A 13325-nucleotide genomic window follows, 5' to 3' on the forward strand; every position below is an offset into this window, starting at 1 on the left:
TATGTTTTCTCTCCTCACACAGAAATTGTCCGACCCCCAATTTCTGATCGGCGCGCTGATCATGGTCGCGGTCTTTGCTACCGTGGTGACCATCCTCCTGCCGGTATTGAGCGGCAGCGCGCTCAAATCGCGCATGAAATCGGTCGCCACCGAACGCGAAGCCATTCGCTCACGCGAGCGGGCCCGTCTGGCAGCCGAAAGCGACCGTCGCGGCAGCCTGCGTCATCAGCAGAAGCCCGGCATCCGGGAATTCGTCGAAAAGCTTGATCTCAAACGGGCTCTGGCCGACGAAAAGACGGTCGCTTCGCTCCGGCAGGCTGGCTTCCGAGGGCAAAACCCGCTCAATATCTTCCTGTTCCTGCGTTTCGTGCTGCCGTTCGGGGCAATGGCCATTGCCGCCATCTACATTTTCGTACTCGGGGTGCTTGCCGACCAGACGTTCTTCGTTCGCCTTCTCGTCTGCATTTTTGCAGGCTATGCCGGTTTTTACGCGCCCAACCTCTACGTCTCGAATCGCGCAACCAAACGCAAGCAATCCATCCGGCGGGCCTGGCCGGATGCGCTCGACCTGATGCTGATCTGCGTTGAATCGGGCATGTCCACCGAAGCCGCCTTTCGCCGGGTGGCTGACGAAATCGGCATCCAGTCCGTCGAGCTTGCTGAAGAACTGATGCTGACCAATGCCGAGCTTTCCTTCCTGCCGGAACGCCGTCAAGCCTATGAAAATCTCGCCAATCGCACCGGTCTGGAACCGGTGAAATCGGTCACGCAGGCGCTGATTCAGGCGGAGCGTTACGGCACGCCGGTCGCGCAGGCGCTGCGCACGCTTTCTCAGGAAAGCCGCGACCTGCGTCTGCTGGAAGCGGAAAAGAAGGCTGCGGCCCTGCCGCCGAAACTTACCGTTCCGATGATTGTTTTCTTCCTGCCGGTGCTCTTTATCGTCATCCTCGGTCCAGCCTTCATCCAGATATCGGCGCAGGGCGGATTGTTCGGAGGGAACTGATAGGAGGGTTCAGCCCTTCGGCTTGTCCTTGAGCATGTTCCAGGAGTTCTGTTGCGCGAGCATTGACCGGAGATAATCCGTATTGGCCTTTGCCTGTTGCGGAGAAATCTCTTGCGCGGCGATCGCCTCGGCTTCCTGAAAGCGGCCTTGCAGACCGACCGACAGGGCGAGGTTCTGGCGCACGCGGCTATCGGCACCGGGCGCGGCTGCGGCCTGTTTGAAATAGGTTTCTGCCGTCCGGGCATCACCGGCCAGAAGATAGGACATCCCCATATTGGAGATGATCGACGGTTCATTTGGCTGAAGCTGCAGCGCCTTCTGATAAGTCGCGCGGGCTTCTTCCTTCCTGCCCATCTGGTCGAGGATGGCGCCCTCCGCGGAAACCAGCTTCCAGTCGGGATAGGCCGGATTCTGCGCGCGGCGAATGGCGTCGAGCGCTCCGTCAAACTGGCCCGCACCCGCAAGCGCCTTGCCATAGGCCGCAAGAACAGCCTGGTCCTTCGGATAGACTATGGCGAGTGCCCGCATGACCGCCAACGCCTGATCGTTGCGGCCAAGGCGGCCCAGCACATTGGCATAGTTGAGCGCGGTCTGGCGGTCCTTCGGATTGCGTTCATATTGCGCGCCAAGCCGCCCGGCCATTGCGGCAAGCTGCGCGTCGTTCATGTGATCGAAAGTCGCCACCGTTGCCGCGCGGCGCACCGAGCCTGTCGTCGTCCGGTCAACCGATGTGCAGCCGGAAAGAACCAATGCCGAAAGAATGCAGGCGAAGCCAAGACGTGTTGCGATAGCGTCTTTTCGAGCGATGTTCAGCATCCCGCCTCTCCTGCCGAAGCGTGTCGTGATCCAACATGCTTCAGTCTCTCGTTTCATGCATGTCTCATCCCGAAACCGGTTCGGGATTCGGAGACATGATCAAGGCCGGACGATGCGCCCATGCCCCCTCAAGCCCAATTCCTGATAAATCAATAATCCGTTAACCCTAATGATTGGTTAACAAAGCGATTGCGGTTTCGGTTTCCGCGCGGCAATAATCGCGCTATCTGTTTGTTTTGGCGCGCATCTTGTCCGGAAACCGTTTCACACTTTTCGGCATGCGCTATCTGCTTGTTTTTATGAACTTCCGACAAAATCCCAGCGCTTTTGCCGGACATCGCTTACTGGCCAGAAAGAGCATCATGTCTGTCGAACTTCTTTCCCGAAAATCCGAACAAAGCCGCCCCATCTGGTTTACGCCGAAAGGCGGTCTGGACACCTCCGGCCTTCCCGCCGGGGCAGTTGCATGGGCCAACGCCAATGGCTTTGATGGCGAAGCCGGACGTGTACTCGCCCTCCCCGGCGCGGACGGATCGGTATCGGGTGCACTGTTTGGGACCGGCGATGAAAAGACCGGCCAGTCGCAGCTTCTGGCCGGAAAGCTCGCGCGCAGCCTCCCGGAAGGCGACTGGCATATCGACGGCACGGTGGACGATGCAGCGCTTGCGGTTCTGGGCTTCCTGATGGGCGGCTATGATTTCACGCGTTATCGCAAGGCCAATGGCAAGGCGATCCGACTGGCCTTGCCGGACGGCCTGGACGAAGCCGAACTCCGCCGCATCGCCAGCGCGGTGACGCTGGTGCGCGACCTCATCAACACGCCGACCAACGACATGGGGCCGGATGCCCTCGAAAACGCCGCCCGTGAACTGGCGAAAAAATACACGGCCGACATTGCCGTCACGGAAGGCGATGCGCTTCTGGAAAAGAATTTTCCGATGGTCCACGCGGTCGGTCGCGCTGGCGCCATTGCCCCGCGCCTGATCGATCTTGGCTGGGGCAAGGCGGGCGACCCGAAAATCACGCTGGTGGGCAAGGGCGTCTGCTTCGATACCGGCGGTCTCGACATCAAACCGGCAAGCGGCATGCTCCTGATGAAAAAGGACATGGGCGGAGCCGCCAATGTGCTGGGTCTCGCCTCCATGGTCATGGATGCGCAATTGCCGGTGCGGCTGCGGGTGCTCATCCCGGCCGTGGAGAACTCGATTGCCGGCAATGCCTTCCGGCCGGGCGACGTGCTGCAAAGTCGAAAAGGACTGACCGTCGAAATCGGCAATACCGATGCGGAAGGCCGACTGGTCCTTGCCGACGCCCTGACGCTGGCCGACGAGGAAGAGCCTGAACTCGTGATCGACATGGCGACGCTGACGGGGGCTGCGCGTGTCGCGCTTGGCCCCGACCTGCCGCCATTCTATACGCATGATGACAGGCTTGCCGCTTCCATCGCTCAATGCGCGGAAGCGACAGCGGACCCGCTATGGCGCATGCCGCTCTGGAAGCCCTATGCGCAAAAACTTTCCTCGCGAATCGCCGACATCAACAATGTCACTACCGACGGGTTCGCCGGATCCGTGACGGCAGCGCTTTTCCTCAGCAAATTTATCGAAAAGGCTCGAAGCTGGGCCCATTTCGACATTTTCGGCTGGGTGCCGGTTGAAAAGCCCGCCTCTCCGGTCGGCGGCGAAGCGCAGGCAATACGCGCTCTTTACCAGCTTTTGAAGGAACGCTATCCGGCGCGCTGAATCCGCTTGCCTGAAACGCCGAAAGTAGATTGAATAAAACGGTTCCGAAACAATCCCCGTTTGGGTGGGACCGGATGCCAATTGAGCTGAAGCCGTTGCAGGCGCTGACATTGCTGAGAACCCTGTCGCTGGAACAGGTGCGTGATGAGATGCCCGATCTCACCACGCGGCAGACAGCCATTCTCCTGACCATCTATCTGGAGCCCCCGCCGCATACAGTGCGGGGACTTGCAGCGAAACTGAACGTCACCAAGCCGGTTATCACCCGCGCGCTCGACACGATGGGCGCGCTTGAGTTCGTCTCCCGGCATCGTGATGAAAAAGACCGGCGAAATGTGCTAGTAAAGAGGACGGTCGCCGGTGCACTTTATGTCGAAAAACTGGGCGATCTGGTGATCGCCAAAGCCAGGGAGTTACCACTTTGACCATGCTCGACCGCCGTCTCAACGCCTACCGTCCCGACCTCGCCGATGAAAGGCTGACCGGTCAGGTGGAAGCTGCGCGTTTTGCCGCCGGAACGCCGATGCAGGTTTCCGCCCCGGTTGTCGATCTGCGGGGCGAACCGCGCATGGACAGCGGACCGCAGACCCAGATGATCTTTGGCGATTCCGTCCGCGTCTTCGAGGAAATGGACGGCTGGTCGTGGGTGCAGGCCGAACGCGACGGTTATACCGGTTACGTCTCCTCTGCCGCGCTGGAACGTCCGGCAGGCGAGGCCACGCATATGGTGGTGGTGCCGCGCACCTTTGTTTATCCCGGCTCCGATCTCCGTTTCCCGCACACCAAGGCGCTGTCGCTCGGTTCACGCCTGCGCATCGTCGGGGCTGCCGAGACGCGCGGCACGAAATATGCGCTGCTGGAAAGCGGCGAGGCACTGATTGCAAGCCATCTTGCCCCGGTGAGCGAACATGCGGCGGATTATGTGACCGTTGCCGAAACGCTCCTCCACACGCCCTATCTGTGGGGCGGCACGTCGGGTTTCGGCATCGATTGTTCCGGCCTCGTGCAACTCTCCATGTGGGTGGCGGGCAGAAAGGTTCTGCGCGATTCCGACATGCAGCAGGATGCGCTCGGTGAAATCGTCGAGCCCGATGCGACCTATTCAAATCTGCAGCGCGGCGATCTCGTCTTCTGGAAGGGCCATGTCGCCATCTGCGCATCGCCCGATATGCTGATCCATGCGAGCGGCCATACGATGACGGTTACGCTGGAACCGCTGCAGGACGCGATCAAGCGCATCGCCTATCTCTACAATCTGCCGACGCTTATCCGCAGACCCTGAAAATAAGACAGGGAATTCATGAAGGGGAAGACGACATCGACGATAGCCGCCTTGCTGATCGGCCTCGTCTTGTCTTTTCCTTCCCCCGTTTCGACTGAGAAGGTTGCGCGCATGGCCATTCCCGCCTCGCCTCCCACCTTTGCCGAGGTCAACGGCATCGAAATGTATTACCGGATCGTTGGAAAGGGATCGCCAATCCTGCTCATTCCCGGCGGTCTGTCCGACCAGCACGTGTGGGATGCCCAACTGCCGATTCTCGCGCGTCATCACATGGTGATCGTTGCGGACAGTCGCGGACAGGGGCGTTCCACCCGCACCAAAGATCCCATCACCTACGGGTTGATGGCTGACGATTATGTGGCGCTGCTCGACTTTCTCCGCATCGACAAGGTTGATCTCGTCGGCTGGAGCGATGGGGGCATTATCGGTCTCGACATCGCCATGCGCTACCCCGAACGGCTGAAAAGCCTGTTCGCGCAGGCGGCGAACGTGACGCCTGATGGCAATACCGGCTATGCCGAAGCCCGCGCAGAGGGAAAGCCGATACCGGAACTGCGCCACTATGAGAGCATCGACAGGGAAATCCATGCGCTGTGGGCAAACGAGCCGAACTATACCGGCGAGGAACTCTCGGACATTCGCGTGCGCACGGCGATTGTCATCGGCGACCATGATACGGCCATCTCGCGCGAACATACGGAATTCATCGCCAGCCAGATACCGGGCGCGCAACTGATTATCCTGCCCGATGCCGGACATGGCGTGCCGGTCGAAAATCCGCGCCTTTATGCGCAGACGGTGCTGCGCTTCATTGACGGCAAGAACGCCGACCAAATGAAGACCGCGAACCGGAAAAGCTAAACCCGGTTCGGCAATACGCGGTCGGGCGGGCGATGCCCGTCGACAAAAGCCTTGATATTGATGATGACCTTGTCGCCCATGTCGATGCGCCCCTCCATGGTGGCCGACCCCATATGCGGCAGCAGGACGACCTTGCCTTTTTCCGCAAGGGCCAGCAAACGCGGATTGACCGCAGGTTCGTTCTCGAACACATCCAGACCGGCGCCGGCCAGCTTGCCCTGCTCGATCAGGTCGATCAGCGCATTCTCGTCGATGATCTGGCCGCGGGCCGTGTTGACCATATAGGCGGTCGGCTGCATCAGCGCGATGCGACGGGCAGAGAGCAGATGGAAGGTGGCAGGCGTGGACGGGCAGTTGACCGAGATGATGTCCATCCGGGCCAGCATCTGGTCGAGACTATCCCAATAGGTCGCCTCCAGTTCCTCCTCCACCTGCGGATTGACGCGCTTGCGGTTGTGATAGTGAATGGAAAGCCCGAAAGCCTTGGCGCGGCGGGCGACGGCCGTGCCAATACGCCCCATGCCGACAATGCCGAGGCGCTTGCCCCAGATGCGCCGTCCGAGCATCCAGGTCGGCGACCAGCCCGGCCACTGCCCGTGGCGCTCACCGAGCACATTGGCGCCTTCCACCAGACGTCTTGGCACCGAGAGCAGAAGCGCCAAGGTCATGTCCGCGGTGTCCTCGGTGAGGACATTCGGCGTATTGGTGACGGTTATGCCCCGCTTTGCAGCGGCGGTGACGTCGATATTGTCCACGCCGTTGCCGAAATTCGCGATCAGCTTGAGATTGGGCCCAGCCTGCTCGATTGCCGCGGCGTCGATGACATCCGTGATGCAGGGCACCAGAACGTCCGCCTCTTTCATCGCAGCGATGATTTCCGGCTGATTCATGCGGTGGTCGTCTATATTCAGACGCGCATCAAACAGTTCCCGCATCCGGGTTTCCACTGGGTCCGGCAATTTTCGCGTAAGAACGACCAGCGGTTTCTTCTTGTTCGACATCTCCACCCCATTGTTGAGCAAAGCCCCTGGAACGGCCTGTATTGTAACCAACCGACAGGGCGCGCTCCAAGAAATTTCCTGCACATTTCCAAGGGAAACCTACTCCCACATTTCCCGAAAATGCGTTAACCGAAGCTTCATGTTGAGACCTCCTTAACCAAGGCGGTGCAATATGGGATATTGCTTCGGCTGAACATCTCTATCAAGGCGAAGCGGCAAAGACAAAGAAAAACCGGAAACTTCAGGCGCCTCCTGGAAAACCTGCAATGGCTTTCCGAAGACAGGCGTTAAAAATCAAATAATTCGGTCGGATATCGATCTGTAACGCACAGATGGATGCACGATCTGAAAACAGGACGGCACCGTCGCCTCGCAGCCCCCGTAAACTGCCGAAGCCGCTACCGTTCTGTCGTGACAGGACGGCGAGAGGTCGCAGTTTGTACAGAGTACTTTCGCAACGCTTCATGATGGCCATGCTTGGCTTTCTGGCATTTTTTCTCTTTCTGGCGCCGCTTGGCGCCTCCCAAAACCATGGCGCACAGGCTGCGGAACCCGCCGGCACCTCCGTGGGCGCCAGCGGGCTTCCCGTACCGCGTTTCGTCAGCCTTAAACCGGCCCGCGTCAATCTGCGCGTCGGACCCGGGCGTGACTATGCGGTTTCATGGCTTTTCATGAAGGCTGGATTGCCGGTCGAGATCATCCAGGAATACGATAACTGGCGCCGTATCCGCGATGCGGACGGCACGGAAGGCTGGGTTTACCAGTCGCTGCTCTCCGGCAAGCGAACCGCCATCACCGCTCCGTGGCTCAAGAACAATCAGGGTTCGATGATCAATATGCGCCGCGATGCCAGCGAAACATCGGCGCTTGCCGCCGAGATCGAGCCGGGCGTGGTCGGGACCGTGCGCGAGTGCACCGGTCAATGGTGCCGCCTGGACATGGGCGGGGTCCGTGGCTGGATAAAGCAATCGGACCTGTGGGGCGTTTATCCTGGCGAGGTTTTCGACTGATCCCACTCCTGCGGAACTGACCGAGTTGGACTTCGCGCGGCGGGGCGAAAACCGCCCCGCTAAACAACGCAAATGTCACCAGGCCGGGATCACCGACCCCTTGAATGTCGTGGCAATGAATTCCTTCACTTCGTCGCTGTGATAGGAGGAAATCAGGGTTTTCACCCAGTCGGCATCCTTGTCTGCGGTACGAACGACAAGGATATTGATGTAGGGCGCCTTCTCGCCTTCCCGCACCAGCGGATCGGTTGCCGGATTGAGGCCTGCTTCCATGGCATAGTTGGTGTTGATGACGGCGGCATCGACATCTTCCATCGAACGCGGAAGCTGCGCGGCATCGAGCTCAACGAATTTGAGGTTCTTCGGGTTCTCCACGATATCGAGAGCGCTAACCTTCAGCCCCTTGGACGGATCGAGCTTGATGATTCCGTTTTCGGCAAGCACGAGCAGAGCGCGTCCGCCATTGGTCGGATCATTGGGGATCGCAATCGTCGCGCCGTCGGCCAGCTCCGAAATATTCTTCAGTTTCTTCGAATAAAGCCCCATCGGAAAGTTGACGGTTTCGGCAACGCTCACAATGTCGAAGCCGCGATCGGCCACCTGATTGTCGAGATAGGGCTTGTGCTGGAACGAATTGGCTTCCAGCGCGCCATCCGCAAGCGCCATGTTTGGAATGACGTAGTCAGAGAATTCCTGAATATCGAGTTCCAGGCCGTTCTTCCCGGCGACTTCCTTGACCTTTTCCATGATCTGGGCGTGCGGCCCCGGCGTGACCCCGATCCGGACGGTCTTTGCGAAGGCGCTGCCGGCGGTGAACACGGCAAGAATGGTTGCCGCAACGAGTAGTTTGCGCATGATATCTCCTTGGTACAGGCCCGACTTTAACGTGGGAGGCGATTCAATCGGGACATCAGAATTTCTTTCCTTTTCAGCCCCAAGCGCGCCAATAGGCAACAAAAAAAGCGGCCATGGCCGCTTTCTTTCATTCCCCATCGAAAAAAGACGCCGTTACTGGCCCTTGCGGCGCAGGCGAACGATGATGTCGACATTGACGATTTCCATGCCATCCGGTGCGTCGGGCATATTGGCAACCGTAGGCTGGCCTTTTTCACCGTGTGGAATATCGAACACGACATTTTCCCCTTCGAGGAAGAAATGCTGGTGATCCGAGATATTCGTATCGAAATAGGTCTTCGAGCCCTCGACTGCGATAATGCGCAGCATACCGGCTTCCGTGAACTGGTGCAGCGTGTTGTAAACCGTTGCCAGCGACACCGGCACGTCGGCCATGACGGCCTCTTCGTGCAGGTCTTCCGCAGACAGATGGCGATCGCCCTGCGCGAAGATCAGGCTCGCAAGCGCAACGCGCTGGCGCGTCGGACGCAGGCCCGCGCGGCGGAGCTGCTCTTCCATCGAGACCGTCGAGTGGGTATGTGAAGACTGCATATTCACCGTTGGTACCGTCACGAGCTTGTTGCAAAATCATCAATCGTCAAACGGGCTGTTGCCCATTGCATACTGACATTGATATATGCCGTTGCGAAATAACTATCAATAGCCTTGGGAAATGCGCGGTTTTTCGGATAAACCCCGGATTAATCCAATGCATGATTTTACTGCCGGAAACAGTCTGTGGTAGGGATGTTCCGGTGAAACCTACAATCGGGCCGGATTGCCGGTCGATACAGAATGAACCTCAAGGGAGGCGTAATGGCAGAACAGAAATCAAGCTACGGGTATGAAGAACTCCTGGCCTGCGCGCGCGGCGAGATGTTCGGCCCCGGCAATGCTCAGCTTCCCCTGCCTCCGATGCTGATGGTCCATCGCATCACAGATATTTCCGAAACCGGCGGCGAGTTCGACAAGGGCTATATCCGCGCCGAATATGACGTGCGCCCCGACGATTGGTATTTCCCATGCCATTTCATGGGCAATCCGATCATGCCGGGCTGCCTCGGCCTTGACGGCATGTGGCAGCTGACCGGCTTCTTCCTCGGCTGGCTGGGCGAACCGGGCCGCGGCATGGCCCTCTCCACCGGTGAAGTCAAGTTCAAGGGCATGGTGCGCCCGCATACCAAGCTTCTTGAATATGGCATTGATTTCAAACGCGTCATGCGCGGCCGCCTCGTGCTCGGCACGGCTGACGGCTGGCTGAAAGCCGATGGCGAAACCATCTACCGGGCAACCGACCTGCGCGTCGGCCTGTCGAAGGACAGCGAGGGCCAGTAAGGCGCCCCAATCATCATCATTCACGAGCGCGACTGCAAAAAAGTGAACAGTTTTCATGCGGCCGCGCTCAAAACATGCGAAGATCGCACCTATGTAACCGCGAACAGGCGGCAGTCCGCATGACGGCACGTCGCTCACGGATCAGGTGTAAAGGAGAACGCGATGCGGCGTGTGGTCGTAACGGGTATGGGGATCGTATCCTCGATTGGTAACAACACCGAAGAAGTCACGGCTTCGCTGCGTGAAGCGAAGTCCGGTATCTCCCGCGCTGAGGAATATGCCGAACTCGGCTTCCGCTGCCAGGTGCACGGTGCCCCGAATATCGACGTCGAAGCGCTCGTCGACCGGCGCGCGATGCGCTTCCACGGCCGCGGCACGGCCTGGAACCACATTGCCATGGATCAGGCGATTGCCGATGCGGGGCTTTCCGACGAGGAAGTTTCCAACGACCGCACCGGCATCATCATGGGTTCCGGCGGCCCCTCGACACGCACCATAGTCGATTCTGCCGACATCACCCGCGAAAAGGGCCCCAAGCGCGTCGGTCCGTTTGCCGTGCCGAAAGCCATGAGCTCGACGGCTTCGGCAACGCTTGCGACCTTCTTCAAGATCAAGGGCATCAACTACTCGATCTCCTCTGCCTGCGCGACGTCGAACCATTGCATCGGCAATGCGTTCGAGATGATCCAGTATGGCAAGCAGGACCGCATGTTCGCGGGCGGCTGCGAAGACCTCGACTGGACGCTTTCGGTCCTGTTTGACGCCATGGGCGCCATGTCGTCCAAATATAACGACACGCCGTCGACCGCATCGCGCGCCTATGACAAGAACCGCGACGGCTTCGTGATCGCAGGCGGCGCCGGTGTTCTGGTGCTGGAAGACCTGGAAACCGCACTGGCTCGCGGCGCCAAGATCTATGGCGAAATCGTCGGCTATGGCGCAACATCCGACGGCTACGACATGGTCGCTCCGTCTGGTGAAGGCGCGATCCGCTGCATGAAGATGGCGCTTTCGACCGTCAAGACCAAGATCGACTATATCAACCCGCACGCAACCTCGACCCCTGCCGGCGACGCACCGGAAATCGAAGCGATCCGCCAGGTCTTTGGTTCGGGCGATGCATGCCCGCCAATTGCCGCAACCAAATCGCTGACCGGCCACTCGCTGGGTGCCACAGGCGTGCAGGAAGCGATCTATTCGCTCCTAATGATGCAGAACAATTTCATTTGCGAAAGCGCACATATCGAAGAACTGGACCCTGCCTTCGCGGACATGCCTATCGTTCGCAAGCGCATTGACAACGCTCAGCTCAATACCGTGCTCTCCAATTCCTTCGGATTTGGCGGCACCAATGCAACGCTGGTTTTCCAGCGTTACCAGGGCTGAGGGAGAGGGAAAATATGGAAGGTCTGATGAAAGGCAAACGCGGCCTCGTCATGGGGGTCGCGAATAATCACTCACTCGCCTGGGGAATTTCAAAACAACTCGCAGCACAGGGTGCAGAACTCGCCTTCACCTATCAGGGCGATGCGCTGGGCAAGCGCGTGAAGCCGCTTGCCGAACAGGTCGGTTCGGATTTCGTGCTGCCTTGCGATGTTGAAGATATAGCATCGGTCGATGCGGTCTTTGCCGAAATCGAAAAGAAGTGGGGCAAGCTCGATTTCATCGTTCACGCTATCGGCTTTTCCGACAAGAACGAATTGAAGGGTCGCTACGCAGACGTCACCACGCGCGAAAACTTCAGCCGCACCATGGTGATTTCCGCCTACTCCTTCACGGAAATGGCACAACGCGCCGAAAAGCTCATGAAGGACGGCGGCTCGATCCTGACGCTGACCTATGGCGGATCGACCCGCACCATCCCGAACTACAACGTCATGGGCGTTGCCAAGGCAGCACTTGAAGCCATGGTTCGTTATCTTGCCGCCGATTACGGCCCGCAGGGCATCCGCGTCAACGCGATTTCGGCGGGCCCGGTGCGCACCCTGGCCGGTGCCGGCATCGGCGATGCACGCGCGATCTTCAGCTATCAGCGCCGTAACTCTCCGCTGCGCCGCACCGTCGATATCGATGATGTTGGCAAATCGGCAGTCTATCTGCTGTCAGATCTTTCGAGCGGCGTTACCGGCGAAATCCACTATGTGGATTCCGGTTACAACATCGTCTCCATGCCCACACTGGAAGAGCTGAAAAGCTCCGACGCCGAACGCGGCGACTAAGCCCGCTTCACTCAATAAAAAAACCCGGCAGAAACGCCGGGTTTTTTGTTTTATTTCTTCGCATCGAAGATTTTAAAACCGTTTGCCTCCTCAAGAAGGGTCACATTCTTGAACAGCCCTTTGAGGGTCGTCTCATAAGGCAGTTGACGATTTGCGACCATCAGCAGACGCCCGCCGGTTTTCAACCGTGAAGCTGCCGCGGCAATGAATGCCTGTCCAAGCGACACATCCGTCGCCCGCCCCTCGTGGAAAGGCGGGTTCATGACCACGGTGTCATAGATGCCCGTCAGTTTCTCGCTCGTCACATCGAACCAGTTGAAGCTGATCGGCACCGATGGGCCCAGCCGTTCCAGATTGCCGCGTGCGGCTTCCAGCGCCTCAAAATCAGCCTCATAAAGGTCTATTGCCTTGATGCGATCAGCATACTTCAGGCATTGCGCAGCCAGATAGCCCCAGCCAGCGCCCAGATCGGCGACATTGCCGAAAACGATCTTTTCCATATGCGGCACGAGCAAGGCCGAGCCCTTGTCGATGACGCCGTGCGAAAACATGCCGGGTTCGGTCTGGAACACGTCGTCGATATTGGCGGTAAGCGGCTTCAGGGCGGCGATGAAATCGTCGGTAAGGTCGGCAGGCCTCCTGAGCCAGAACACCACGGCATGGTTCTTCGACATGCGGTCGCTGATTTCGGCAATATTGCCCACCCATTTGCGAAAACTGTCGATGCCGAGCTTCTTGTCGCCCGATACGGCGATCCATCCGCCCGGCTCAACACGCGCCAGAAGCTCCGCAAACCACGCCTCGTTGCGTCCGCGATGTTTTCCGAGCAACAGTAGTCCGCCGGCGAAACGGCGCTCCTCGTCCAATCTGGCGCCTAATCTGGGTACTGCCTTGAAACCTTCCTTTTCCAAGGCCAGCCAGTCAGGGCGCCAGGGTTGCAGGAAAGTGAGCGCCTGTTTCCATTCATCTTCAAGGCGCCGATCCGCAGAAAGACCGCAGCCAAGAAAGGACTGGCCTTCTGCAGGCATATCCAGAATGCCCTGAACGAAGGGGAGAAAGAGAGTTTGTTGTGCCGGTATAATCATGGGCATCATCCATGGTCTTGAAATGAATCCCATGCAACAAAAAAGCGCGCCTCGCGGCGCGCTTTCCGATTTCACAG

At 58.8% G+C, this 13325-nt stretch carries 14 protein-coding genes; 9 read left to right on the forward strand and 5 right to left on the reverse strand.

Annotation, left to right across the window (positions count from 1 at the left end):
* Position 1 precedes the first annotated feature (1 nt).
* Positions 2-1003, forward strand: a complete 1002-nt coding sequence (locus ACOWVS_RS10240) for a type II secretion system F family protein (RefSeq protein WP_006468174.1) — start codon at positions 2-4, stop codon at positions 1001-1003.
* A gap of 9 nt (positions 1004-1012) precedes the next feature.
* On the opposite strand, the gene ACOWVS_RS10245 is transcribed toward ACOWVS_RS10240, so the two are convergent.
* Positions 1013-1819: a tetratricopeptide repeat protein gene (locus ACOWVS_RS10245; RefSeq protein WP_021587642.1), complete on the reverse strand. Its 807-nt coding sequence runs from the start codon at positions 1817-1819 to the stop codon at positions 1013-1015.
* A 362-nt stretch (positions 1820-2181) separates the two neighbouring features.
* Here ACOWVS_RS10245 and ACOWVS_RS10250 point away from each other — a divergent pair, with 362 nt between their 5' ends.
* The 4 genes from ACOWVS_RS10250 (at position 2182) to ACOWVS_RS10265 (ending at position 5704) form a co-directional block, all read left to right on the forward strand.
* Positions 2182-3561: a leucyl aminopeptidase family protein gene (locus ACOWVS_RS10250; protein ID WP_031347149.1), complete on the forward strand. Its 1380-nt coding sequence runs from the start codon at positions 2182-2184 to the stop codon at positions 3559-3561.
* A gap of 74 nt (positions 3562-3635) precedes the next feature.
* Complete coding sequence (locus ACOWVS_RS10255; RefSeq protein ID WP_006473086.1) at positions 3636-3986, forward strand: MarR family transcriptional regulator; 351 nt, start codon at positions 3636-3638, stop codon at positions 3984-3986.
* 2 nt (positions 3987-3988) lie between these two features.
* Positions 3989-4843 (forward strand): NlpC/P60 family protein, encoded by an 855-nt coding sequence (locus tag ACOWVS_RS10260; RefSeq protein WP_031347147.1) that lies wholly within the window; start codon positions 3989-3991, stop codon positions 4841-4843.
* A gap of 18 nt (positions 4844-4861) precedes the next feature.
* The gene (locus tag ACOWVS_RS10265; RefSeq protein WP_021587639.1) at positions 4862-5704 is read left to right on the forward strand and encodes an alpha/beta fold hydrolase; all 843 of its coding nucleotides are present in this window, start codon (positions 4862-4864) and stop codon (positions 5702-5704) included.
* Here ACOWVS_RS10265 and ACOWVS_RS10270 read toward each other — a convergent pair.
* Positions 5701-6705, reverse strand: a complete 1005-nt coding sequence (locus ACOWVS_RS10270) for a 2-hydroxyacid dehydrogenase (protein ID WP_006473087.1) — start codon at positions 6703-6705, stop codon at positions 5701-5703. The two genes, ACOWVS_RS10265 and ACOWVS_RS10270, sit on opposite strands and share 4 nt — an antisense overlap.
* A 464-nt stretch (positions 6706-7169) precedes the next feature.
* Between ACOWVS_RS10270 and ACOWVS_RS10275 the strand changes: the two genes are divergently transcribed.
* On the forward strand, positions 7170-7715 hold the full coding sequence (locus tag ACOWVS_RS10275) for an SH3 domain-containing protein (RefSeq protein ID WP_021587637.1): 546 nt from the start codon (positions 7170-7172) through the stop codon (positions 7713-7715).
* A 75-nt stretch (positions 7716-7790) separates the two neighbouring features.
* Here the strand turns inward: ACOWVS_RS10275 and ACOWVS_RS10280 are convergent, their stop codons facing one another.
* Both ACOWVS_RS10280 and irrA read right to left on the reverse strand, forming a co-directional pair.
* The gene (locus tag ACOWVS_RS10280; protein WP_021587636.1) at positions 7791-8570 is read right to left on the reverse strand and encodes a MetQ/NlpA family ABC transporter substrate-binding protein; all 780 of its coding nucleotides are present in this window, start codon (positions 8568-8570) and stop codon (positions 7791-7793) included.
* Between the two features lie 153 nt (positions 8571-8723).
* Positions 8724-9161: an iron response transcriptional regulator IrrA gene (irrA, locus tag ACOWVS_RS10285; protein WP_025090646.1), complete on the reverse strand. Its 438-nt coding sequence runs from the start codon at positions 9159-9161 to the stop codon at positions 8724-8726.
* A gap of 264 nt (positions 9162-9425) precedes the next feature.
* On the opposite strand from irrA, the gene fabA reads away from it, so the two are divergent.
* The 3 genes from fabA (at position 9426) to fabI (ending at position 12163) form a co-directional block, all read left to right on the forward strand.
* Positions 9426-9944: a 3-hydroxyacyl-[acyl-carrier-protein] dehydratase FabA gene (fabA, locus tag ACOWVS_RS10290; RefSeq protein WP_006473091.1), complete on the forward strand. Its 519-nt coding sequence runs from the start codon at positions 9426-9428 to the stop codon at positions 9942-9944.
* Between the two features lie 162 nt (positions 9945-10106).
* Positions 10107-11330 carry a beta-ketoacyl-ACP synthase I gene (fabB, locus tag ACOWVS_RS10295; RefSeq protein WP_021587634.1) on the forward strand — a complete coding sequence of 408 codons (1224 nt, stop codon included), beginning with the start codon at positions 10107-10109 and terminating at the stop codon, positions 11328-11330.
* Positions 11331-11344: 14 nt separating this feature from the next.
* Positions 11345-12163, forward strand: a complete 819-nt coding sequence (gene fabI, locus ACOWVS_RS10300; RefSeq protein WP_021587633.1) for an enoyl-ACP reductase FabI — start codon at positions 11345-11347, stop codon at positions 12161-12163.
* A gap of 50 nt (positions 12164-12213) precedes the next feature.
* Here the strand turns inward: fabI and ACOWVS_RS10305 are convergent, their stop codons facing one another.
* Positions 12214-13248: a class I SAM-dependent methyltransferase gene (locus ACOWVS_RS10305; protein ID WP_031347145.1), complete on the reverse strand. Its 1035-nt coding sequence runs from the start codon at positions 13246-13248 to the stop codon at positions 12214-12216.
* Between the last annotated feature and the right edge of the window lie 77 nt (positions 13249-13325).

The organism is Brucella sp. IR068, assembly GCF_049065885.1.
Classification (GTDB): domain Bacteria; phylum Pseudomonadota; class Alphaproteobacteria; order Rhizobiales; family Rhizobiaceae; genus Brucella; species Brucella intermedia.

Coding starts and splice junctions, on each gene's coding strand:
- ACOWVS_RS10240 (WP_006468174.1), top strand. CDS start 2: ATGTTTTCTCTCCTCACACAGAAATTGTCCGACCCCCAATTTCTGATC.
- ACOWVS_RS10245 (WP_021587642.1), bottom strand. CDS start 1,819: ATGCTGAACATCGCTCGAAAAGACGCTATCGCAACACGTCTTGGCTTC.
- ACOWVS_RS10250 (WP_031347149.1), top strand. CDS start 2,182: ATGTCTGTCGAACTTCTTTCCCGAAAATCCGAACAAAGCCGCCCCATC.
- ACOWVS_RS10255 (WP_006473086.1), top strand. CDS start 3,636: ATGCCAATTGAGCTGAAGCCGTTGCAGGCGCTGACATTGCTGAGAACC.
- ACOWVS_RS10260 (WP_031347147.1), top strand. CDS start 3,989: ATGCTCGACCGCCGTCTCAACGCCTACCGTCCCGACCTCGCCGATGAA.
- ACOWVS_RS10265 (WP_021587639.1), top strand. CDS start 4,862: ATGAAGGGGAAGACGACATCGACGATAGCCGCCTTGCTGATCGGCCTC.
- ACOWVS_RS10270 (WP_006473087.1), bottom strand. CDS start 6,705: ATGTCGAACAAGAAGAAACCGCTGGTCGTTCTTACGCGAAAATTGCCG.
- ACOWVS_RS10275 (WP_021587637.1), top strand. CDS start 7,170: ATGATGGCCATGCTTGGCTTTCTGGCATTTTTTCTCTTTCTGGCGCCG.
- ACOWVS_RS10280 (WP_021587636.1), bottom strand. CDS start 8,570: ATGCGCAAACTACTCGTTGCGGCAACCATTCTTGCCGTGTTCACCGCC.
- irrA (WP_025090646.1), bottom strand. CDS start 9,161: ATGCAGTCTTCACATACCCACTCGACGGTCTCGATGGAAGAGCAGCTC.
- fabA (WP_006473091.1), top strand. CDS start 9,426: ATGGCAGAACAGAAATCAAGCTACGGGTATGAAGAACTCCTGGCCTGC.
- fabB (WP_021587634.1), top strand. CDS start 10,107: ATGCGGCGTGTGGTCGTAACGGGTATGGGGATCGTATCCTCGATTGGT.
- fabI (WP_021587633.1), top strand. CDS start 11,345: ATGGAAGGTCTGATGAAAGGCAAACGCGGCCTCGTCATGGGGGTCGCG.
- ACOWVS_RS10305 (WP_031347145.1), bottom strand. CDS start 13,248: ATGATTATACCGGCACAACAAACTCTCTTTCTCCCCTTCGTTCAGGGC.